Source organism: Maribacter forsetii DSM 18668 (assembly GCF_000744105.1).
GTDB lineage: Bacteria > Bacteroidota > Bacteroidia > Flavobacteriales > Flavobacteriaceae > Maribacter > Maribacter forsetii.
Window position 1 is genome coordinate 1,801,524 of record NZ_JQLH01000001.1, and the last position, 21,707, is coordinate 1,823,230.

Annotated in this window: 15 protein-coding genes; 6 read left to right on the forward strand and 9 right to left on the reverse strand. The window is 34.0% G+C overall.

Annotated elements, in window-relative coordinates; genetic code table 11:
* Positions 1 to 38 precede the first annotated feature (38 nt).
* From P177_RS07575 to P177_RS07590, 4 genes are all read right to left on the reverse strand, one after another.
* A complete protein-coding gene (locus P177_RS07575) occupies positions 39 to 1,220 on the reverse strand; it encodes an acyl-CoA dehydrogenase family protein (protein ID WP_036153546.1) in 1,182 nt (393 codons plus the stop codon).
* Between the two features lie 246 nt (positions 1,221 to 1,466).
* Positions 1,467 to 2,741 carry a nucleotide sugar dehydrogenase gene (locus P177_RS07580; RefSeq protein WP_036153547.1) on the reverse strand — a complete coding sequence of 425 codons (1,275 nt, stop codon included), beginning with the start codon at positions 2,739 to 2,741 and terminating at the stop codon, positions 1,467 to 1,469.
* Between the two features lie 53 nt (positions 2,742 to 2,794).
* On the reverse strand, positions 2,795 to 3,820 hold the full coding sequence (locus P177_RS07585) for an NAD-dependent epimerase/dehydratase family protein (RefSeq protein ID WP_036153548.1): 1,026 nt from the start codon (positions 3,818 to 3,820) through the stop codon (positions 2,795 to 2,797).
* Positions 3,817 to 5,214, reverse strand: coding sequence for a nucleotide sugar dehydrogenase (locus P177_RS07590; RefSeq protein ID WP_036153550.1), 1,398 nt, complete (start codon positions 5,212 to 5,214; stop codon positions 3,817 to 3,819). The genes P177_RS07585 and P177_RS07590 overlap by 4 nt, the downstream gene beginning before the upstream one ends.
* A gap of 286 nt (positions 5,215 to 5,500) precedes the next feature.
* On the opposite strand from P177_RS07590, the gene P177_RS07595 reads away from it, so the two are divergent.
* The 4 genes from P177_RS07595 to P177_RS07610 are packed head-to-tail and all read left to right on the forward strand — an operon-like array spanning position 5,501 to position 11,730.
* Entirely contained in the window at positions 5,501 to 6,589 is a 1,089-nt protein-coding gene (locus P177_RS07595; protein WP_036153552.1) for a DegT/DnrJ/EryC1/StrS family aminotransferase, read from the forward strand.
* On the forward strand, positions 6,586 to 8,517 hold the full coding sequence (locus P177_RS07600) for a polysaccharide biosynthesis protein (RefSeq protein WP_036153554.1): 1,932 nt from the start codon (positions 6,586 to 6,588) through the stop codon (positions 8,515 to 8,517). The genes P177_RS07595 and P177_RS07600 overlap by 4 nt, the downstream gene beginning before the upstream one ends.
* Before the next feature lie 24 nt (positions 8,518 to 8,541).
* Complete coding sequence (locus P177_RS07605) at positions 8,542 to 9,318, forward strand: polysaccharide biosynthesis/export family protein (RefSeq protein ID WP_036153556.1); 777 nt, start codon at positions 8,542 to 8,544, stop codon at positions 9,316 to 9,318.
* 36 nt (positions 9,319 to 9,354) lie between these two features.
* A complete protein-coding gene (locus P177_RS07610) occupies positions 9,355 to 11,730 on the forward strand; it encodes a GumC family protein (protein ID WP_036153558.1) in 2,376 nt (791 codons plus the stop codon).
* 9 nt (positions 11,731 to 11,739) lie between these two features.
* Here the strand turns inward: P177_RS07610 and P177_RS07615 are convergent, their stop codons facing one another.
* Together P177_RS07615 and P177_RS07620 are read right to left on the reverse strand one after the other, a co-directional pair.
* A complete protein-coding gene (locus P177_RS07615; protein WP_036153560.1) occupies positions 11,740 to 12,480 on the reverse strand; it encodes a tyrosine-protein phosphatase in 741 nt (246 codons plus the stop codon).
* A 192-nt stretch (positions 12,481 to 12,672) separates the two neighbouring features.
* Entirely contained in the window at positions 12,673 to 13,425 is a 753-nt protein-coding gene (locus P177_RS07620; protein WP_036153563.1) for a helical backbone metal receptor, read from the reverse strand.
* Between the two features lie 320 nt (positions 13,426 to 13,745).
* Here P177_RS07620 and P177_RS07625 point away from each other — a divergent pair, with 320 nt between their 5' ends.
* Positions 13,746 to 17,123: a methylmalonyl-CoA mutase family protein gene (locus tag P177_RS07625; protein ID WP_036153564.1), complete on the forward strand. Its 3,378-nt coding sequence runs from the start codon at positions 13,746 to 13,748 to the stop codon at positions 17,121 to 17,123.
* A gap of 143 nt (positions 17,124 to 17,266) precedes the next feature.
* On the forward strand, positions 17,267 to 17,848 hold the full coding sequence (miaE, locus tag P177_RS07630) for a tRNA-(ms[2]io[6]A)-hydroxylase (protein ID WP_036153566.1): 582 nt from the start codon (positions 17,267 to 17,269) through the stop codon (positions 17,846 to 17,848).
* Between the two features lie 201 nt (positions 17,849 to 18,049).
* On the opposite strand, the gene murQ is transcribed toward miaE, so the two are convergent.
* The 3 genes from murQ to P177_RS07645 form a co-directional block, all read right to left on the reverse strand.
* Positions 18,050 to 18,865, reverse strand: a complete 816-nt coding sequence (murQ, locus tag P177_RS07635) for an N-acetylmuramic acid 6-phosphate etherase (protein WP_036153568.1) — start codon at positions 18,863 to 18,865, stop codon at positions 18,050 to 18,052.
* Between the two features lie 4 nt (positions 18,866 to 18,869).
* Positions 18,870 to 20,267 carry a sodium:solute symporter gene (locus tag P177_RS07640; protein ID WP_051941753.1) on the reverse strand — a complete coding sequence of 466 codons (1,398 nt, stop codon included), beginning with the start codon at positions 20,265 to 20,267 and terminating at the stop codon, positions 18,870 to 18,872.
* Between the two features lie 126 nt (positions 20,268 to 20,393).
* Entirely contained in the window at positions 20,394 to 21,698 is a 1,305-nt protein-coding gene (locus P177_RS07645; protein ID WP_036153571.1) for a RagB/SusD family nutrient uptake outer membrane protein, read from the reverse strand.
* Positions 21,699 to 21,707: the final 9 nt, after the last annotated feature.

Genomic DNA, 21,707 nt, shown 5'->3' on the forward strand with positions numbered 1-21,707 from the left:
AAATCACAGATATTTTATTTAAAAATTGTTTTTACGGTTTAAATTCTAAACATTGCTGCTGTAGGTTTTAAACCAACATAAGCCATACCGGCTTGATTCATCCAATGTGGTTGAATGATACCGTGTTGAAGCACTGCATGTACATCTCTATGAATTCTTTCTATTCTAAATCTGGAATATAAAGAAGATGTGCCGGCTACGGCATAAATTTCAGAAATCATAGATCTTGCAGAAGTTGCAGCTTCGCAGGAAGCTGCCCAAACATCTGCTAATTGAATATCTGTAAAGGTGTTTTCTTTTTCCGATTCTTCCCATAACATATTTACCGAGTTATGTAATTGTGTTCTATGGGCATTTAAAATGGTTTTAGCCTTAGCTAATGTAGTTTGTACTGTAAGTCTATCACGTAAGTCTGGGTTTTTGCCTGGAGTTATTCTTTCCATACACATGTTGGTTAACTCATCTATAGCACCACCAAGTAAACCTAAGGTCATAGCAGCACAACCAGAAGCATTTATTGCGCCTATAGGTAGTCTGTTATATGCAGAGTTATTTTCTACATTGCTCTCAAAATCAACGGCAAAACTGTCTTTTACAAAAGTTTCGGCTATTTCTATATCATGGCTTCCTGTGCCTCTTAATCCGCCAACGTTCCAAGTGTCTATTACTTTTACTTTCTCCTTAGGAACGTACATTAATTTTAGTTTGGCTCCCGGCCCTAATTTTGTAGGAAGATCCCCACCAGTAACTAAACAACGTAAAACGAACCAATCTGCAAGTTCACACCCAGAAACTAGACTCCATCTGCCAGATACCATATATCCGTTTTCAACTATTTTAGCAACTCCTTCTGGTCTAGTGGAGTTAGCATATACGTCATTTGGGTTTTTGTAGATTTCATTTAAACTATCTTTACTTAAGAACCTCCCAAAGGTACAAGCTAAATGGTTGTTCCATACAATCCAAGCCACAGAGGTTTCAGCACTAGCCAAGGTTTCGTAAACTTTTAAGGTTTCTACTGGATTGTCTTCCCAGCCACCCAAATACTTTGGAAGTGCTAATTTAAAAAGCTGGTTGTCTTTGAGAGTTTCAACAATGGGTGGAGCCAGTTTTCTTGCAGATTCTGTTTCTTCCCTATGTGATATTGCCAATGCTTGAATATTCTTTGCTGATTCAGAAGGACTTAATGTCAATGCTTCGGATGATTTAGTATTGTTCATTGAATTGGGTTTAATAAATACAAATTAAATAAGCTACGGTTTATTTTAGTAAAGTAACGATGATATTTCTTAAGTATATATTTAAGTTTTACGTAAAGCTATGTAGTAATTTTAATACGAAATTAAAAATTAGTTCAAACGCAAGAAAAGCAGATGATTAGAAAATTAATCTTCTGCTTTTCAGAGGTACTTTTTTTATAGAATTAATTTTATTTACATATTTTTAATATAATATCTAATGATTTGTTATAATCTTCCGTGCACCTTGCCGGGTAATGCACCTTTTACATCGTAAATAATTCCATTTTCATTTAATAAATCATTTATATCTAGAGTTTGGAATTTTTGATGTGCTACGGATAAAACAACAACATCATATTTGTCGGTTGGTTTTTCTTGTGTAGTTGTTAATCCGTATTCATTTTTTACTTCTAATGGCTCGGCCCAAGGGTCGTATATTGTAGTTTGTACCTTATATTCATTAAGGTTTTTAATCATATCTACAACTTTGGTATTTCTAATATCTGGACAGTCTTCTTTAAATGTTATTCCCATGATCAAAATTTTTGAATCTTTAACTTTTAAATCATGCTTTAACATCAATTTAATGATCTGTAGACTTAGATATTCGCCCATACCATCGTTTATGCGTCTACTTGCTAAAATTAAATCTGGGTTATATCCATTTTCTTGTGCTTTTTGAGCTAAATAATAAGGGTCCACACCAATACAATGGCCACCTACTAACCCTGGCTTGAAAGGAAGGAAGTTCCATTTGGTGCCTGCAGCTTTTAAAACATCATTAGTGTCAATATCCAATAAGTGGAATATTTTTGCTAATTCATTCATGAAGGCGATGTTAATATCCCTTTGGGTATTCTCTATTACTTTTGAAGCTTCCGCTACCTTAATAGTAGGTGCTAAATGGGTGCCGGCAGTAATAACTGAGGAATATAAATCATCTACTTTTTTAGCTACTTCAGGAGTAGAGCCAGCCGTTACTTTCAATATTTTCTCTACGGTATGTAATTTGTCACCAGGGTTTATTCTTTCGGGAGAATAACCAACGTAGAAATCCTTGTTGAATGTTAATCCACTTGTTTTTTCTAGAACAGGTACGCAAATCTCTTCTGTTGCACCTGGATAAACCGTTGATTCATATATGACTATGTCGTTTTCCTTAAGAACTTTTCCTACTGTTTCACTTGCTTTAATAAGGGGCGTGAAAACAGGTCTCTTTGTGTCATCAACAGGAGTTGGCACGGTAATGATATAATAGTCGCATTCTTTTATATCCTCAATATTAGAGGTGCAAAATAAACCACTGTCTTTGTTCTCGGATTTTGAGTTTAACACATTGTCTAAATCAAGATCTGTTAATTCAAGAGTAGTGTCGTTTCCTTGGTTTATTTCACTAACTCTTTTTTCGTTGATATCGAACCCTACGACATTGTATTTCTTAGCAAAAAGAACAGCTAAAGGTAGACCAACATACCCTAACCCTATAATTCCTATTTTCATTTTTATAAAGTGAGATTAATGTTCATTGTTCAAGATATATGGGGGTAATATGTTTACTGATTTTGGTACCGTAAATACCATTTCGTAAAATTACCAACGCCTTCTTCTAAATTTATTTTAGGTGAATAATTGTAATTTTCACTAAGCTCGGTAGTGTCTGCCCAAGTTTTAAAAACATCTCCATCTTGCATAGGCATCATAATTAAATCAGCCTTTTTATTTAAGTTCAGTTCAATAGTTTTAATGAAATCCATTAATTTGATTGGTTTCCCTCTACCAATATTATATACTGAAGCATTACTTTTGGTGTTTGAATTGGGTATATATCCTTTTTCTATTATTAATGAAATACCATCAACAATGTCGTCAATATAGGTAAAGTCTCTTGCTAATTTACCATTATTATAAACGTTTATAGGTTTGTTGGCTAAAATGTTGTTGGTAAAAGAATAGTAGGCCATATCTGGACGACCCCAAGGACCGTAAACTGTAAAAAAACGGAGTCCTGTACATTGAAATTTATAAAGATGACTATAAGTGTGAGCCATAAGCTCATTACTTTTTTTAGTTGCGGCATACAAGCTAACTGGGTGGTCAACCTGGTCTGAAGTTTTAAAGGGGACTTGCTCATTTAAACCGTATACGCTAGAACTACTGGCATATGTTAAATGTTTGATCTTATAGTTACGGCAGCATTCCAATATATTTAAAAAACCTACTAAATTACTATCCACATAAGCTTCTGGGTTTTCTAAACTGTAACGAACCCCAGCTTGGGCTGCTAAATTACAGACTACATCAAAATTTTGTGCTTTAAATAAGTTTGGTAGATTTTCACGATCCTCTAGTGCAAGTCTTATAAATGAAAAGGAGGTGCTTGTTGTGCTTTTGGTCAATACATTAAACTGTTCGGCATCATCTTTTTTGATACCGAGTTCGTTTAATCTGGCATATTTAAGATTTACGTCATAATAGTCGTTTATGTTGTCTAGACCTACGACCTCATGACCTTTTTCTGCTAATTTTTTAGAAACAAAAAAACCAATAAAACCAGCAGCGCCAGTTACTAAAACTTTCATGATTGTCCTATTTTGTAATAGTTAAAGCCAATAGCTTCCATAGTCTCTGTATCTAGTAATCTTCTTCCGTCGAATACAAATGCTGGTTTTAGCATCTGGTTATAAATAGTTTGCCAATCGTAACTTTTAAACTCATCCCATTCTGTTAAAATCGCTATTGCATGAGCATTTTTAGTGGCTTCCATAGGGTTTTTAGTGACTTTTAACAATCGTCTGTTTTCTTCAGGAGCTCTAGTGTTTAAATAATCTAAATCAGCATAGATACGTTCTTCCGATACTTTTGGATCATAGACAATTATTTCAGCCTGCTCTTCTAGTAAGGCGTCTGCAACTGCAATGGCGGCGGACTCCCTGGTGTCATTGGTGTCCTTTTTAAATGCCCACCCGTAAATGATGATTTTTTTTCCAGATATGGTATTATACAGCGTAGAAATTATATTTTCTGCAAAACGATTTTTTTGATAGTCATTGGCGATAATGACTTGTTCCCAATAATCGGCAACTTCGCTTAAACCGTATGATCTAGCAATGTAAACTAAATTTAAAATATCTTTTTGAAAACAAGATCCACCGAAACCTACAGATGCATTTAGAAATTTTGGTCCAATACGGCTATCAAAACCAATAGCTCTTGATATTTCTTGAATATTAGCATCTGTTTTTTCACAAAGAGCCGAAATTGTATTTATAGATGAAACGCGTTGCGCTAAAAATGCATTGGCCACTAGCTTAGATAATTCAGATGACCAAACATTGGTTTGTAAAATACGTTCTTTTGGAAGCCAATGTTCATAAACAGCACTAAGTGCGTCTTTAGCAGCTTGTCCACTGGGTGTATCATTACCACCGATCAATACACGATCTGCATGTATTAAATCTTCAATGGCGGTACCTTCTGCCAAAAATTCTGGATTGGATAAAATTTCAAACTTAACCGAGTTACCGGTATTATCTAAAATATTTTGAATTGCTTGTGCGGTTCTTACAGGAAGTGTAGACTTTTCAACAACTATTTTGTCGTCTTTTGCCACTTTTGCAATATTTCTTGCGCAAAGTTCTATGAATTTTAAATCAGCCGCTTGACCTTTACCTTTACCATATGTTTTAGTAGGGGTGTTCACAGAAATGAATATCATTTGGGCTTCATCTATAGCCTTATCTACTTCTGTAGAGAAAAATAGATTTTTTCCGCGTCTTTCACCAACAATTTCCTTTAGTCCCGGCTCATAAATTGGAAGTTTATCCAAATCATCGGTATTCCATTGATCAATACGGTCTTGATTGATGTCTACTACCGTTACTTGTATTTCTGGACACTGTTTTGCTATAACGGACATGGTAGGACCGCCTACGTAACCAGCACCAATGCAACATATTTTCGTAATTTTTTTCATTATATCTAAATGGGATTAAAATGCAAAGATTAAAAAATAACGCCCGATTAGGAAATATATTTTAGACCAAGTCGTTATTTACAGGGTTCAAACACCTGTACGTACGATAAATGGTAAATGCCATTTCCTTTAACCGATATTTTACATGTATTAAACGAATTATAATGTTAATTCGGTAATTTGGTTAAATGTATAGTTAATTTTGAAGCTTATATTTGTAATCCTAAATTGACAACTATTGAAAACCGTTTCAACACCTGCTAAAATATGGCTTTCTTCACCGCACATGGGAGGGACAGAGCAAAACTATGTTAATGAAGCCTTTGATACTAATTGGATCGCACCTTTGGGACCCAATGTTAATGCTTTTGAGCAATCTATTAAGCAAAAACTTGGAAATAATGTTCATGTTGCTGCATTAAGTGCAGGCACGGCGGCTATTCATTTAAGTTTGGAACTTTTGGGGGTAGGTCATGGAGATGAAGTAATCTGTCAAAGTTTTACTTTTTCAGCTTCTGCAAATCCAATAACATATTTAGGAGCTTCTCCCGTTTTTGTAGATAGTGAATTGGATACTTGGAACATATCACCTGTTTTATTGCGTAAAGCAATAGAGGATGGTATTGCTAAAGGAAAAAAACCAAAAGCCATTATTGCAGTTCATTTATATGGAATGCCTTATAAAATTTCTGAGATTGGAACTATAGCCAAAGAGTTTGAAATTCCAATTATTGAGGATAGTGCTGAAGCATTGGGAAGCAGCTATAAGGAAACACCTTGTGGTACTTTTGGTGATATAGGTATTCTATCTTTTAACGGGAATAAAATTATTACAACTTCAGGTGGAGGAGCCTTGGTTTCCAAGAACAAAGAGTTTGTGGAAAGAGCTGTGTTTTTGGCAACCCAAGCTAGGGACGATGCACCGCACTATCAACATTCTAATATAGGTTATAATTACAGAATGAGTAATGTTTTGGCCGGTATTGGACGTGGTCAGATGGAAGTTTTAAATGATCGTGTAAATGCACGTAGAGCCAATCATCAATATTATAAAGACAAAATAGGTCAATTTGAAGAAATTGAATTTTTAATTGAGCCTGACGGATATTTTTCGAATAGATGGCTAAGTTGTATCTTAACGCCGTCATTTGAGATAAGAGAAAAGCTTAGGCTGGCTTTATTAGATGAGAATATAGAATCTAGACCTTTATGGAAACCATTACACTTACAACCAATTTTTAGGACTTCCAAACATTTTGTTGATGGAACCTCAGAATCATTATTTGAAAGAGGGCTTTGTTTACCTAGTGGGTCTAACTTGACCAAAGACGATTTAGATCGCGTAGTAACAACTATCAAAAACGTTTTATCATGATACAGAAATACCTTAATTATAGTGCACAACGATATGCCTCAAAGTGGCTTGTGTTGAGTATAGATTTAATCACGGTAGTTTTCTCGTTTATACTATCATATTTTATTCGATTCAATTTGACATTAAATTTTGATATTCATAATTTTTTGGTTCAAATTCCACTGGTAGCCACGGCTTCATTAATTGCTTTTTTAATAGTAGGGTCTTATAAGGGGGTAGTACGCCATACAGGTGTTAGGGATGTGTACAATATTTTTAATGCAGTGTGTTTCTTTAGTATACTCGTTATTTTTGTTGTAATGATTAACAGGCAATTGGATATTTTAAGTCAATTTACAATTCCATTGTCTATCATCATTATTAATAGCTTAATTACTTTTATTGGTCTTGCTGCTTCTCGTTTTGTTTTTAAATCTTTTTATAACAAAATGAATAGTTCCATAAAGGTGACTAAAAATATATTGATATACGGAGCAGGTGATTCTGGTGTGCTAACGCATAGTGCTATAGGTAATAACAGTAAAAGTCGCTATAAAGTAATTGGATATATTGATAGAGACGTTAAAAAAATCGGAAAAAATATTAATGGAGTTCCTGTTTTTGCAAGAAGAACATTAACAGAAGCATTTATTGTTAAAAATAATATTTCTGAGATTATTTTTTCTATACAAAATATTGATTCGGTTAAATTAAGGAAAACAGTAGAAGGTCTTGTTGATTTACCTATCGTAGTAAAAATTGTACCTCCTATTGAAGATTGGATAAACGGTGAACTAAAAGTTTCACAAATAAAACAAGTGCAAATTGAAGATTTACTTGATCGCGCTCCTATAACTATTAAGAATAGTAAAATTGCGATGGAGTTAATGAACAAAACTGTTATGGTAACGGGTGGTGCTGGATCTATTGGTAGTGAAATTGTTCGTCAAATATGTAATTATGATTACAAATCTTTGATTGTTATTGATTCTGCAGAATCGGCATTGTATGATTTGCAACAGGAATTAAAACAAAATGGATTTCATAATTTTATTCCGATTGTGACAGATATTAGGGATAAGAATAGAATGAACGCTTTATTTAGCGAACATAGACCTAATGTTGTTTTTCATGCCGCAGCATATAAGCATGTTCCTTTAATGGGGTATAACTCTTATGAGGCTATAAAAATTAATGTTGGTGGTACAAAGAACGTAGCAGATTTATCTATATTACATGGAGTTGAGAAATTTGTCTTTGTATCAACTGATAAAGCAGTAAACCCAACAAATGTAATGGGAGCAACTAAACGAATTGCAGAAATGTATATTAGTTGCATGCAAAAAGAAAATAAGACAAAATTTATTACTACCCGATTTGGTAATGTTCTTGGGTCAAATGGTTCCGTAATACCTTTGTTTAGAAAACAAATAGAAAAGGGAGGTCCTTTAACATTAACCCATAAAGATATTACACGTTATTTTATGACCATACCAGAAGCTTCTCAATTAGTTTTGGAAGCAGGGGCAATGGGTGAAGGTGGAGAGATATTTATTTTTGACATGGGCGAGTCTGTCAAGATATACGATTTAGCCAAAAATATGATTAAGCTTTCTGGTTTACGTTATCCTGAAGATATTGATATTAAGATTACCGGTTTACGACCTGGTGAGAAATTATATGAAGAATTGTTGGCTAACGGAGAAAATACCTTACCAACCTATCATCAGAAAATTAAAATTAGTAAGGTGCGCGACGTTGAATATGCGAAGGTAAGATCTAAAATTGATGAACTTTGTATTACCAACATGTTTTTTAGTGGTAATACAGTGAAACTAATGAAAGAGATAGTTCCTGAATATATATCTAAAAACTCTGACTTATGTGACTTAGATAACGTTGAGTCAAAAAAAGATTCAGAACAAAAACTTAAAATAGTAAAATCTTAAATTCAACCTTAAATTAAAAATTAAATGAATCATTTGACAACAAAATTATCTAAGTTTTTTTACTTTTCTTTGACTGTATTATTGTTGCATTCTTGTGCTTCTCCAAAAGATGTAGTTTATTTTCAAGGTGTTGGGGATTATGAAACTAAGGTAGGTGAAAATAATCACTCTCAAACCTATAAGGTAGATGACGTTGTATCTATAAATGTTTCAACGTTGGATCCACAAGCTAGTATGCCATTTAACCTGGTTAAAGGTATGGATGAAAGTGGTATGAGAGCAGAGCAATTGGATTACATTGTGGATAAAAGTGGTAATATTGATTTTCCGGTAATTGGTCAAGTGAAAATAGCAGGTTTAACAGCTGAAAAAGCAAAAGAACTACTGAAACAAAAGTTAAGTAATTACCTAAAAGACCCGATTATTAATATTCGTTTAAAAAACTTTACAGTAACGATTTTAGGAGAAGTAAAGGCTCCGGGAACATATCCGGTAATTGGAGAACAAATTACAATTTTAGAAGCACTAGGTCTAGCTAATGACTTAACCATAAAAGGTAAGAGAGATAATGTTTTGGTAATTCGTGATTTTGACGGAACCAAAGTTTATCATAGAATAAATCTTACAAGTAAAGAAGCTTTGGATTCACCTGTTTATTACTTAACACAGAACGATGTGGTTTATGTAGAACCTAATAATTCTGCGATTACTTCTTCCTCTTTAGATAATAGGGCTACCATCTGGGTCTCAATAGCTTCAGTGTTGATTACATCGTCAGTTCTAATTTTAACTAGAAACTAATTAGTATTTACGAATTGAAATTTTACAAATTGTTTTATGAGTGAAAATTTGAATAACGGTCAAAATTTGAGTGATATACTTAAAATTTATACCAAAAAGTGGAAATGGTTTTTAATTGGAGCTATTATAGCAATATTATTGGCTACAGTATATTTAAGATATGCTACACCGCAATATGCCGGACAAGCAAAAATTCATATAATTGAGGAAAAGAACGCATCTTCTGAATTGGCAGCTTTTAATGATCTGGATATTTTAGGAGTTGGTGGAACTAATAAAGTAGAAGACGAAATTGAGGTTTTAAACTCAAGGTCTAATTTTATAGAAGTTGTTAAAAATTTAAAATTAAATATTCGCTACAATGTCTTAGGAAACGTCAAGTCTTCTGAGGTATACAGGAGTAGACCTTTTAATATAAATTTTATTGCCAATGACTCTGTCGTTAATAGTTCTGAGTTAGTTTTTTATGTAGATATACAAGATTCAAATAACTTTGGTTTTAATTTTTTAGAAGATGGTCCTGTAAAAATTTACTCTTATGGTAAGAATATAGAAACGCCTATTGGTGATATTGTACTTACCCCTAATTCAGAGTTTTTAAAACAATATGTAGGAAAGCGATTTTTAATCGAAATAATGCCTGTTTTTAGAGTGGCAGAAGCTTATCAAGCTAATACATTAATTAGTGCTATTGGGGAAAAATCTAATATTATAAATATTGAATTAACGGATCCTGTACCGGAAAAAAGTATAGATCTTTTAAATGGTCTTATATCGGAATATAACCAAAATGGTATTGAGGATAAGAAAATTATAGCAGATAGAACTTCTAACTTTATAAATGAACGAATAGAGGAAATATCTGTTGAATTAAGTTCTGTAGATCAAGATGCTCAAGATTTTAAAACATCAAAGGGTGTAACCGATATAGCCAATGAGTCCAATATCGCTTTAAATTTAAGTGCTGCGAATAGACAAGAATTAGAGAATGCTAGAACTCAGTTGAATATTGCGAGTGGAATGAATCAAATCATCTCAGATGAGAATGGGTATGATGTTCTACCGTCAAATGTTGGTCTTTCTGATCCTAGCATAGCCAATACTACGGCAAAATACAATGAGTTGGCCTTGGAGCGAAAGCGTTTGTTGAAAAGCGCGGATGAGCAAAACCCAATTATTGTAAACTTAGATGAGCAGTTAGCTGGACTAAAAGGAAATATTAAAAGTAGTTTGTCTGGTATGGAGAGAAATCTTGGTATGCAGGTCAACAATTTAAGTGGTCAACTATCTCGAATAAATTCAAAAATTTATTCTGCACCAAGTAATTCTAGACAGTTAAGAGATATAGAAAGACAACAGCAAACGACTGAATCTTTGTTTTTGTATTTATTACAGAAGCGAGAGGAATCTCAAATAGCAATGGCTTCTAGTGCGCCTAAATCGAAAGTTATTGATAGTGCTCATCTAGTACAACAAGAGCCGGTAAAACCAAAGAACGCTATTGTTTATTTAGCCTCGTTTATTTTAGGGTTACTTGTTCCTTTCGGTATTATTTATGCAAAAGATTTGCTAGATACTAAAATACATAATAAGCATAGTTTGGAAGTATATACAAACGATGTTCCGGTATTAGGAGAATTACCTAGGTTATCGAAAAAAGATGACAAAATTATAATTAATGATGATAGATCGGTTTTAGCGGAAGCTCTACGTATCATAAGAACAAATCTTGACTTTTTAATTAAAACTAAAAATGCGACAAATAGTAGTAAGAATAACATAGTTTTTATTACCTCTAGTACACCCGGAGAAGGAAAGACTTTTGTTTCTACTAATCTCTCAATGATATTAGCTAGTACAGATAAAAAAGTTTTACTAATTGGGGCTGATATACGAAACCCTAAATTGTACTCATTCTTTTCTGGAGATTCAATAGATAAGTTGAAGACACCTTCAAGAAATAAGGATGCCGGCTTAACTGAATACCTTTTAGATGATTCAATAGAGGTTAAGGACATCATTAGACCTATGTTAGTTCATCATAATACAATAGATGTAATCTACTCAGGAAAAATTCCGCCAAATCCAGCTGAGCTTCTTATGAGCTCCAAAGTAGAGGGATTATTAGATGAAGTTTCGGAATTATATGATTATGTAATAGTGGATACGGCACCTATGATGGTGGTAAGTGATACTTTATTAATTGCTCCTTATGCTAATCATATTATATATGTTACTAGAGCAGGGGTTACTGATGAGGCCGCTGTAAAATTCCCTATAAATCTACGGGATGAAGGTAAATTAAAAGGTATATCCTTTGTTGTCAATGATGTTACTTTAGACGAGTTGGGATATGGAGGTAAATATGGTTACGGATATAGTAAAACAAGTAAAAAATGGTGGAAATTCTAAACCATTAGCTTACTTAAAATTATAAATAGTCTTTTCGATAATAGGCTTAATAAGCATCAATGTTTTTTCATTGATGCTTATTTTTTTGAGGTAATTCAGTTGCGTAATTTTATGAACATCACTAGCAACAAAATCTATTAGATTGTTCTTTAGTAAGTATAAAGCTGTTTGTTTAACTTCTTTACCATAGTAATCACCTAGTGATAAAATATTCATTTGAAACAATAAACCGTCGTTCTTATATTTAGAATAAGCTTTTAGATTTTTGTGTAAATAGGCATACCGCTCAGGATGAGCAAAAATTGGAAATAAACCTGAGCTTTTGATTTTATCTACCGAACTATCAAAATTAATCGAAGCCTGTAAATAAGACATTTCTATTAATAAGTAGTTTTTAGCCAAAGGCATGAATTGTTTGTCTTCAAGAATTTTTTCAAAACCAGAATCGATCATGTGTTCCGCTGCAGCCTCTATATTTATATGCTCCAAATTGTTCATTTTTAAAGCATTTTGGAGTAATGATAACGAGCTGGCAATGGTACTAGGATTATTAGGGTAATAATTCTCCATAATATGTGGCGTACAGATAAAATCTGTTACTCCAAACTCATTAAAACCTTTAATAAGTTCAATAGAATCCTCAATAGTTTTTGCTCCGTCATCTATTCCTGGTAAGATGTGATTATGAATATCTATAAATCCGTCTAAATGGTCAATTAAGAAATGTTTTTTGGAGAAAAAGCTGAACATAAACTGAAATTAGGTTTTAGTTATCTGAGGATTAGTAATACATCAAAGTTACTGTTTATTACCATTATAAGTTTTTATGAAATTTACAATGTGGAATGGCTTTACTTTTATAACTTGTATAATAGTATATACTCAAAGTTGATAACTATAAAAGGGCTTTATTATTTTAGATGTATCAATGAAAAATATAGTTTAGGTGTTTTTAGCTGTAATATGGATTTGTCTAGATCCATACCAAGAATAGAATTCTCCGTCAACTAATTTTACATCCGTATTTTTTAGAAAATCCTGAATAGTTTTTAGATGTTCTTCTTTAAATGGATAAGGCTCAGATGATAATAGCACTACATCAGGTTTATAATCACTTATTTCTTGTAAGGTAACGATAGGGTAGCGGTTTTGCTCTGAAAATAGATTAATATAACCGCAACGGTTTAGAATGTCATTGATATAGGTGTCACCACCAATGGTCATATATGGATCTTTCCAGATGAGATATACAGCTTTTTTAAGAGGAGCTTTGGGTTTTAGATAGTTGTTTAATTGGTTGATGATTTCATTTGCTCGAAAAGTGCTACCAGTAATCAAACTGATTTGCTCAATCATTTTTAAACTATCGTCAAAAGTCTTAACATCACTAATCCATACAGGTGTGGATTCACTTAAAAATTTAATTTGTGTTTTAATGTTTTCTTCTTTGTTAGCCAGAATTAAATCAGGATTTAATTTTACAATCTTTTCTAAATTTAAATCCTTTGTACCACCAATCATGCTTTTCGTGAGATACGGTTTGTTAGGGTGTACGCAGAATTTGGTACAACCAACAATTTTATCGCCTAATCCCAAATCGAACAACAATTCTGTGATAGAGGGAACAACAGAAATAATACGAGAAGGCGTATGGTCTATGTCTAATTGATTTCCTAATTGGTCTAAATAAATCATAGGTAAAGCAATGAAAATAGTCGTAAATCTAGGCTTTTTTTAATTGAAGAGATGATTATAGAAACGTAATTCATGTTCTTAAAAATAGCAATTCGTTAAAATTCAGGTAAATATTTATTAATAGATCATTTAATGCCGTTGAAATCGAATAAAAATGAAATATTACTAATTAAAATCTTTATTTTCGTATCGGTCTAAAATTGTTGTTGCAGCATCAATATTAGTGACCAGTGTAATGTGTTGAACGGCAATTTTTTGAAAAACAAATGATTCATCACTCGAAAAAAATGGATTGCTAAAAATTAAATTGAGCATTTAAAATGAACCATATCATACATACTCCTTATAAACCTCAAAATCATATTCGTATTGTTACCGCGGCTTCTCTTTTTGATGGTCATGATGCGGCAATTAATATAATGCGTAGAATTATTCAATCTACAGGTTGTGAGGTTATTCATTTAGGTCATAACCGATCAGTACAGGAAATTGTTGATTGTGCAATTCAAGAAGATGTTCAAGCAATTGCTATTACTTCATATCAAGGGGGACATGTAGAATACTTTAAATACATGTATGATTTGTTGAAGGAAAAAGGTGCATCACAAATTAAATTGTTCGGCGGTGGCGGTGGTACCATTCTTCCAGAAGAAATAGATGAATTACATGCTTATGGTATAGAGAGAATATATTCACCCGATGATGGTCGTGAAATGGGGCTTCAAGGTATGATCAATGACTTGATTCAAAAAAGTGATTTTCCGGTAGGTGAACAACTAAATGGTGAATTTGGCAAGGTAGATGAACTTGGCTATTCGGATATTGCAAGATTGATTTCGTCTGCAGAGAACTTTCCTAAAAAGCATGAAGAGGTTCTGAACAATATAAGAAAAAAGGTTGAAACGAAAAAGGTAGCTCCCGTATTAGGTATTACAGGAACGGGTGGTTCTGGTAAGTCATCTTTGGTTGATGAATTGGTACGTCGTTTTTTAACGGATTTTGAGCATAAGAAAATCGCCGTAATTTCCGTAGACCCTTCCAAAAGAAAAACTGGTGGAGCTTTGTTGGGAGACCGTATTCGTATGAATGCTATTTTTAATGATAGGGTTTACATGCGTTCATTAGCTACTAGGCAGTCAAACTTAGCCTTATCAAAATATGTAAAAGATGCCGTAGATATTACCAAGGCTGTCGGTTTTGACCTCATTATTTTGGAAACCTCGGGTATTGGGCAGTCAGATACTGAGATTACCGAACATTCAGATGTGTCCTTATATGTTATGACTCCTGAATATGGCGCAGCAACTCAGCTAGAAAAAATCGACATGCTTGACTTTGCCGATTTAATTGCTCTAAATAAGTTTGATAAAAGAGGGGCTTTAGATGCTTTGCGAGATGTAAAAAAGCAATACCAGCGTAATCACCAGTTGTGGGATACTCCGGCAGAGGAGCTACCTGCTTATGGTACTATTGCTTCTCAATTTAATGACCCAGGTATGAATCAATTATACAGGGCGGTTATTGATACTTTAGTAAACAAAACGGGAGCTGAGGACTTAAAGTCAACATTTGAAAGTTCTCGAGAAATGTCCGAGAAGATTTATATTATTCCGCCAAAGAGAACAAGATATCTTTCTGAAATAACGGATACTATTCGTGATTATAACGAAAGAGCAGAACATCAAAAAGTAATCGCCCAAAAGCTTTTTAGTTTAAAAGAATCTTCTATAATATTAAAAGATAAGGAAGAGGCATTAGAAGCTATTGAAGCTGCAAAAGAGGAATTACAATTAGACCTAGACCCACATAATAAGAAAATAATAGACGAGTGGAACGCAAAGAAAGCGAATTACGAGGGTGATTTTTTCACTTATGTAGTTAGAGGTAAGGAAGTGAAGGTGGAAACAACATCAAAATCTTTATCACAAACACAAATACCAAAAGTAATTTTACCAAAATATGAAGGCTGGGGAGATATTTTAAAATGGTCTTTGCAAGAAAACGTACCGGGAGAGTTCCCGTTTACGGCAGGCGTTTTTCCTTTTAAGAGACAAGGAGAAGACCCTACCAGAATGTTTGCGGGAGAAGGCGGACCTGAAAGAACGAATAAACGTTTTCATTATGTGTCTAAAGGATTGCCGGCAGCGCGCTTGTCAACGGCATTTGATTCGGTGACACTTTATGGTGAAGACCCGGGCGATCGACCAGATATTTATGGTAAAATCGGGAATAGTGGTGTGAGTATTTGTTGTTTGGATGATGCCAAAAAACTATATTCTGGATTTGATCTTTGTTCGCCGACTACTTCGGTTTCCATGACTATTAATGGTCCTGCTGCTACTATTGCAGCGTTTTTTATGAATGCGGCCATAGATCAGCAATGTGAAAAATATATTAAAGCCAACGGATTAGAAAATGAAGTAAATGCTAAAATCAAGGCGATTTATAAAAAATTAGGTGCTAAGCGTCCAACCTATGCAGGTGAGTTACCAGAAGGTAATGATGGTCTTGGATTATTTCTGTTAGGTGTAACAGGTGATCAAGTTTTAACTGCAGATGTATATGCCGAACTAAAGTCAGATGCATTATCGAAAGTAAGAGGAACGGTACAGGCAGATATTTTAAAAGAGGACCAGGCACAGAATACGTGTATTTTTTCTACTGAATTTTCATTGCGATTAATGGGTGATGTACAACAGTATTTTATAGATCAGAAGGTGCGTAATTTCTATTCGGTGTCTATTTCTGGATACCACATTGCCGAAGCAGGGGCGAACCCAATTAGTCAGTTAGCATTTACTCTTGCCAATGGCTTCACTTTTGTAGAATATTACCTGTCTAGAGGTATGCATATTGATGAATTTGCGCCCAACCTTTCTTTTTTCTTTAGTAACGGACTTGATCCTGAATATGCCGTAATTGGTAGGGTGGCAAGAAGAATTTGGGCAAAAGCCATGAAGTTAAAATATAACGGAAATGAACGTTCACAAAAATTGAAATATCATATTCAGACATCGGGTCGCTCTTTACATGCACAAGAGATTGATTTTAATGATATTAGAACCACGTTACAGGCACTTTATGCTATCTATGATAATTGCAATTCTTTACATACCAATGCGTATGACGAGGCAATTACCACACCTACAGAGCATTCTGTAAGAAGGGCGATGGCTATACAGTTGATTATTAATAAAGAGCTTGGACTGGCTAAAAATGAAAACCCGATGCAAGGATCTTTTATTACCGAAGAGTTGACCGATTTGGTTGAAGAAGCCGTTATGGTAGAGTTTGATAGAATTACCGATCGTGGCGGCGTGCTTGGTGCTATGGAAAGTATGTACCAACGTAGTAAGGTTCAAGAAGAGAGTTTGTATTACGAAACAAAGAAGCACACAGGAGAACTACCAATAATAGGAGTTAATACTTTTTTATCTTCAAAAGGATCACCTACTGTAATACCAGATGAAGTTATTAGGGCAACCGAAGATGAGAAGAAAGTACAAATCAGGAACCTTAAAGATTTACAGCAAAGAAACAGTACCAGTGCAGAAAAGTCATTAAAAGCTTTGCAAGAAGTTGCATTACATAATGAAAATACTTTTGAGCAATTAATGGAGACGACAAAATACTGTTCATTAGGGCAAATTACGCATGCCATGTTTGAGGTAGGAGGGCAGTATAGAAGAAACATGTAAGCATAAATAGCATTATGATGCTTTGCCTGTAATTATAGTAGATTTTAGGATTATAGATTGTTTCAGCCTCATATTTATAATTATATGTGACTTTCATTATTGTATTTCGTGTACTGACGCCTACATTTACAAAAAAGAATACCATGTTGCATCTAAAATTAGCTACTGATCCACGTTGGGTCAACATTGTTGAGAAGAATCTTGAAGAGATTCTAACGGATCATGCATGGTGCGAACAAAAGGCTGCAACTAATGCCATTACCATAATTACCCTAAATTCTGAATACCCGGATTTAGTAACAGATTTACTTCTACTGGCGCAAGAAGAATTGGTGCATTTTCAAATGGTGCATGATATTATTAAAGAGCGGGGTTATACTTTAGGTAGAGAACGTAAGGATAGTTATGTGAATGAATTATATAAATTCATGAATAAAGGTGGTAACAGGTTACAATCTATGGTAGATAGATTGTTGTTTTCTGCAATGATAGAAGCAAGAAGCTGCGAACGTTTTAAATTACTGTCAGAAGAAATTAAAGATCCGGAATTATCTAAATTTTATAGGGACTTAATGATTAGTGAAGCAGGTCATTATACTACATTTATTGGCTTTGCTCGTAAATATGGTCAAGGCGTTGATGTGGATAAACGCTGGCAAGAGTTAGTTGAGTTTGAAGCACAAGTGATTCAAAATTATGGAAAGGATGAAACTATTCATGGTTGATACTTTTATTTTAGTTATTTGCCGATACAGGAATTGTAAAATCAATACATATGGTATCTCAGGTAAATTGAGGTACAATATGTAATGAAAAGTATACGGAAATTAGCATAATTGCATTTTGACATGGTAAAATTAAGTAATCACCTCTAATTCACCTAAGCGTGCAATCTACGTTCTATTTTAATTCTAAATGTGTTTATTTTATTGTTTATAGTACTTAATCGATTTTCTTACGCTACCATGTTCCAATAATAAAGATTTAGCAAGATTCTCATCTATTTCTAATTCTTCCATTATCATTTTTGTGCCACGATCAATCAGCTTTTTATTGGATAGTTGCATGTCTACCATTTTGTTTCCTTTAACTCTACCTAGATTTATCATGATAGATGTGGAAATCATGTTTAGTGCTAACTTTTGGGCCGTACCCGCTTTCATTCTTGTACTTCCTGTTACAAATTCTGGACCTACAATTAATTCGATAGGGCATGTTGCTATTTTGGAAACTAATGAATTTGTGTTGCATGATATGCTTCCTGTAAGTACGCCATTGGCATTAGCAGCTTTTAATCCTCCAATCACATAGGGTGTTGAGCCCGATGCTGCTATACCTAGTAATACATCGTTTTCATTAATCTTATAAACTTCAAGATCTTTCCAAGCCATAGTTTCATCATCCTCTGCATTTTCAACAGCTTTTCTTAATGCCCTGTCTCCGCCGGCGATTAAACCAATAATCCAATCATCTGAAACCCCAAATGTTGGTGGACATTCAGAGGCGTCTAAAACTCCAAGTCTACCACTTGTACCGGCACCAATGTAAAATAATCTACCTCCTTTTTTCATTCTAACTAATGTTTGTTCTACAAAGTTTTGAATGGAGGGAATGGCTCTTTCAATAGCTAACGGAACGGACTTGTCTTCTTGATTCATGCTAACAAGTAATTCGTTAACGGTCATTTTTTCTAAGTCATCATAATTTGATGATTGTTCTGTTGTTGGTTTAAGCGTATTCATAATTTTATTTTTTTATGAGCAATAAGCCCATTACGGTTAAGCTTGCATTGACTGCTATGTTTATAAATCCGAAATCGAAGTTGAATGTATTTATAGAATATTGACCCAATAGGTAAGTGATTATCGGTGCGGATAAGCATACAATAGGAACCCATTTGTCTTTTAATTTTTTTTTGGAAAACATGCCTAGAAGGTATAGTCCTAGTAATGGTCCGTAGGTATAACCGGCAACTTTAAAAATTAATGAGATTACATCTCCTTTACTATTTGAAAAAGATAGTATGATGACAAATATGATGCAGGAGAATAGTACAATGACTAAATTTTTTAATTGCTTTTTTCTTTTGCTCGATTTGTTTGAAATATCTAAAAAATCGTAAGTGAATGATGTGGTTAAAGCGGTAAGCGCAGAATCAACACTAGAAAATGAAGCTGCTATAATCCCTAGAATAAAGAATATACCCGCTAAAGTACCAAGATGGTTTAGAGCAAGGTTAGGAAAAAGGTTGTCGGTATTTAAAAATAATCCATTTTTGCCCTTGGGTAATAGTATGCCCATTTCGCTTGCATAGATGTACATTAACACACCAAGCCCCATAAATAGAAACTGTGTCATTGCTAAAATGATACTGTAGGTCAAGGTGTTTTTTTGAGCATCCCAAACATTTTTACAGGTTAGGGTTTTTTGCATCATATTTTGATCAAGACCGATCATGGCAATTGCTACCAAAATACCGGCAATAAACTGTTTGTAAAAATTATTTCCTGATTCAGGTTCCCAATTGAATACTTTAAAATAATCGTGTGTGGTAATACGTTCAAAAGATTCGCTGATACTCAAATCTAATGTATTTATTATCGTATATATTGTAATTGAAGCTCCCAATATTAAAAATATGGTTTGCATAGTATCGGTCCATACAATGGTTTTAATACCGGATTTGTTAGTGTATAGCCATACCAGTATTAGGATAATGATGATGGTTACATAAAATGGGACATTGAAATAGTCAAAAACTGCATATTGTAGAATTTTGGCGGCTAACATTAATCGTAATGCCGCACCAAAAGATTGAGATACCAGAAAGAATAGTGATCCCGTTTTATACGTGTTATTTCCAAATCTCACTTTGAGAAAGGTATAAATGGAAACAAGTTTAAGTTTGTAGTATAAAGGAGTTAATATGAAGGCGATAAAAAAATAACCTACGATATTACCAAGTATAAATTGATAGAAGTAAAAGTTATTATTGGCTACCATACCGGGCAGAGAAACAAAGGTGACTCCAGATAGGCCTGCGCCTACCATGCCGAATGCGACCAAATACCAAGGAGATTTTTTGTCGCCAGTAAAGAATGTATCATCGCTATTTTTCTTTGATGTGAAGTATGATATCATCATAAGTAGACCAAAGTAAAAAGCAATTATAAAAATGATCGTTGTTGGTTTCAATAGGTATTATCATTTAAAAATTGGGACAGTATAGAAACTGTCCCAATTTAGATAGTGGTTGTTGAATTTAACTTCCTAAGAAGTAGGGTTTGCGGGGGTGTTGGTATTGTTGTCTCTTTCAGAGTTAGGATAAGGGTAATAGTCCCTGTTTCTTTCCGCATCTGTTTCGGTTGCGCCTGGTCTATCAAACCTTCTACTATCCTCTAAAGAAAGTCCGGTTAAGTATAGCTCAACTCTTCTGTTCTTATAAATTTCATCTAGAATAGCAGATTGCTCCATCGTACCATCATATTCAGGTAAATTTGCTCCTAAACCGAAAATGTCTGTTGTAGATGTTTTGGTTAATACCGTATTCAGTTCGGCTACTGCATTGGCAAGGTCATTATTTCTTGCATATGCCTCTGCTTTTATTAGTGAAATTTCACCGGGTAGATAAACTGGGATTTCATCTGTATTATCGCTCCAGAAGCCTACTACTTGGTAGTTTGGTATTTCAGATTCTAAATCTTCTGCGGTAATATAGAACGGAATTCTTTCATCATCTTGATTAGGTAACAACTCCGTAGGTAAACCAAAAGTTAAATCTTTTGCTTGGGTAACATTTTGTGAGCCAAACCAAAAAGCCAATGGATTCGGTATTGATGCATCATACTCCCATGTAGATTTTACGGATAGGTTAACATTATTGGCAGCGGTAATTGCTGCGTCATAATTATCAGCCATTAAATTAAATCTTGCGAGTAAAGCGTTTACTGAATTTTCTATATCTACAGAAGTAAAAATGTCAGCAGTTATAGAAGCATCTAAACCAGCGTCAATATAATCTTTGGCTTCGTTTAAATCTGATATTACATTTTCTAAAACAGCTGAACGTTCTATAAATTCTGCATTCTCAACAATTTCCAATGGTATGCTTTCAAAATATTGAATAAGTGTACCATGGGCAAGAGCTCTGTAGAAAAGACCATAAGCTTTTAAAGAACCCGAAACGGAAGTACTTTCGCTAACATCATCAGCTGCATCGATTACTGTAGTTGCTTCCTTTCGGGTCAATAATGCATTTGTCCACATATTAATTAAAAGTTCATTACTGCCGCTAACATCATCACCGCCTAAAAGAATTTCATTCTCTCCTAGGTTACCAGGGTTCAGTAATCTTAATTCATCGGTATTTAATCCAGAAATATGTGTACTTGTATAAATTAGTCCGGTTCTTTCGGTACTCCATCTTTGTTGCACACCATTAATTAGGCGCACCAGGTTGTCAGTATTATTTACTACATCTGGTTCTAATGTAGAGTTTGGGTCCAAATATTCAGTATCACAAGACGTGGTAGCAATGAGCAATGTGATAGCTATAGTTTTTAATATATTTTTCATATTTGTCTT

Bases quoted from the DNA above. Each gene is read 5' to 3' on its own strand.
- P177_RS07575 (WP_036153546.1), bottom strand. From the start codon at position 1,220: ATGAACAATACTAAATCATCCGAAGCATTGACATTAAGTCCTTCTGAA.
- P177_RS07580 (WP_036153547.1), bottom strand. From the start codon at position 2,741: ATGAAAATAGGAATTATAGGGTTAGGGTATGTTGGTCTACCTTTAGCT.
- P177_RS07585 (WP_036153548.1), bottom strand. From the start codon at position 3,820: ATGAAAGTTTTAGTAACTGGCGCTGCTGGTTTTATTGGTTTTTTTGTT.
- P177_RS07590 (WP_036153550.1), bottom strand. From the start codon at position 5,214: ATGAAAAAAATTACGAAAATATGTTGCATTGGTGCTGGTTACGTAGGC.
- P177_RS07595 (WP_036153552.1), top strand. From the start codon at position 5,501: ATGGGAGGGACAGAGCAAAACTATGTTAATGAAGCCTTTGATACTAAT.
- P177_RS07600 (WP_036153554.1), top strand. From the start codon at position 6,586: ATGATACAGAAATACCTTAATTATAGTGCACAACGATATGCCTCAAAG.
- P177_RS07605 (WP_036153556.1), top strand. From the start codon at position 8,542: ATGAATCATTTGACAACAAAATTATCTAAGTTTTTTTACTTTTCTTTG.
- P177_RS07610 (WP_036153558.1), top strand. From the start codon at position 9,355: ATGAGTGAAAATTTGAATAACGGTCAAAATTTGAGTGATATACTTAAA.
- P177_RS07615 (WP_036153560.1), bottom strand. From the start codon at position 12,480: ATGTTCAGCTTTTTCTCCAAAAAACATTTCTTAATTGACCATTTAGAC.
- P177_RS07620 (WP_036153563.1), bottom strand. From the start codon at position 13,425: ATGATTTATTTAGACCAATTAGGAAATCAATTAGACATAGACCATACG.
- P177_RS07625 (WP_036153564.1), top strand. From the start codon at position 13,746: ATGAACCATATCATACATACTCCTTATAAACCTCAAAATCATATTCGT.
- miaE (WP_036153566.1), top strand. From the start codon at position 17,267: ATGTTGCATCTAAAATTAGCTACTGATCCACGTTGGGTCAACATTGTT.
- murQ (WP_036153568.1), bottom strand. From the start codon at position 18,865: ATGAATACGCTTAAACCAACAACAGAACAATCATCAAATTATGATGAC.
- P177_RS07640 (WP_051941753.1), bottom strand. From the start codon at position 20,267: ATGATGATATCATACTTCACATCAAAGAAAAATAGCGATGATACATTC.
- P177_RS07645 (WP_036153571.1), bottom strand. From the start codon at position 21,698: ATGAAAAATATATTAAAAACTATAGCTATCACATTGCTCATTGCTACC.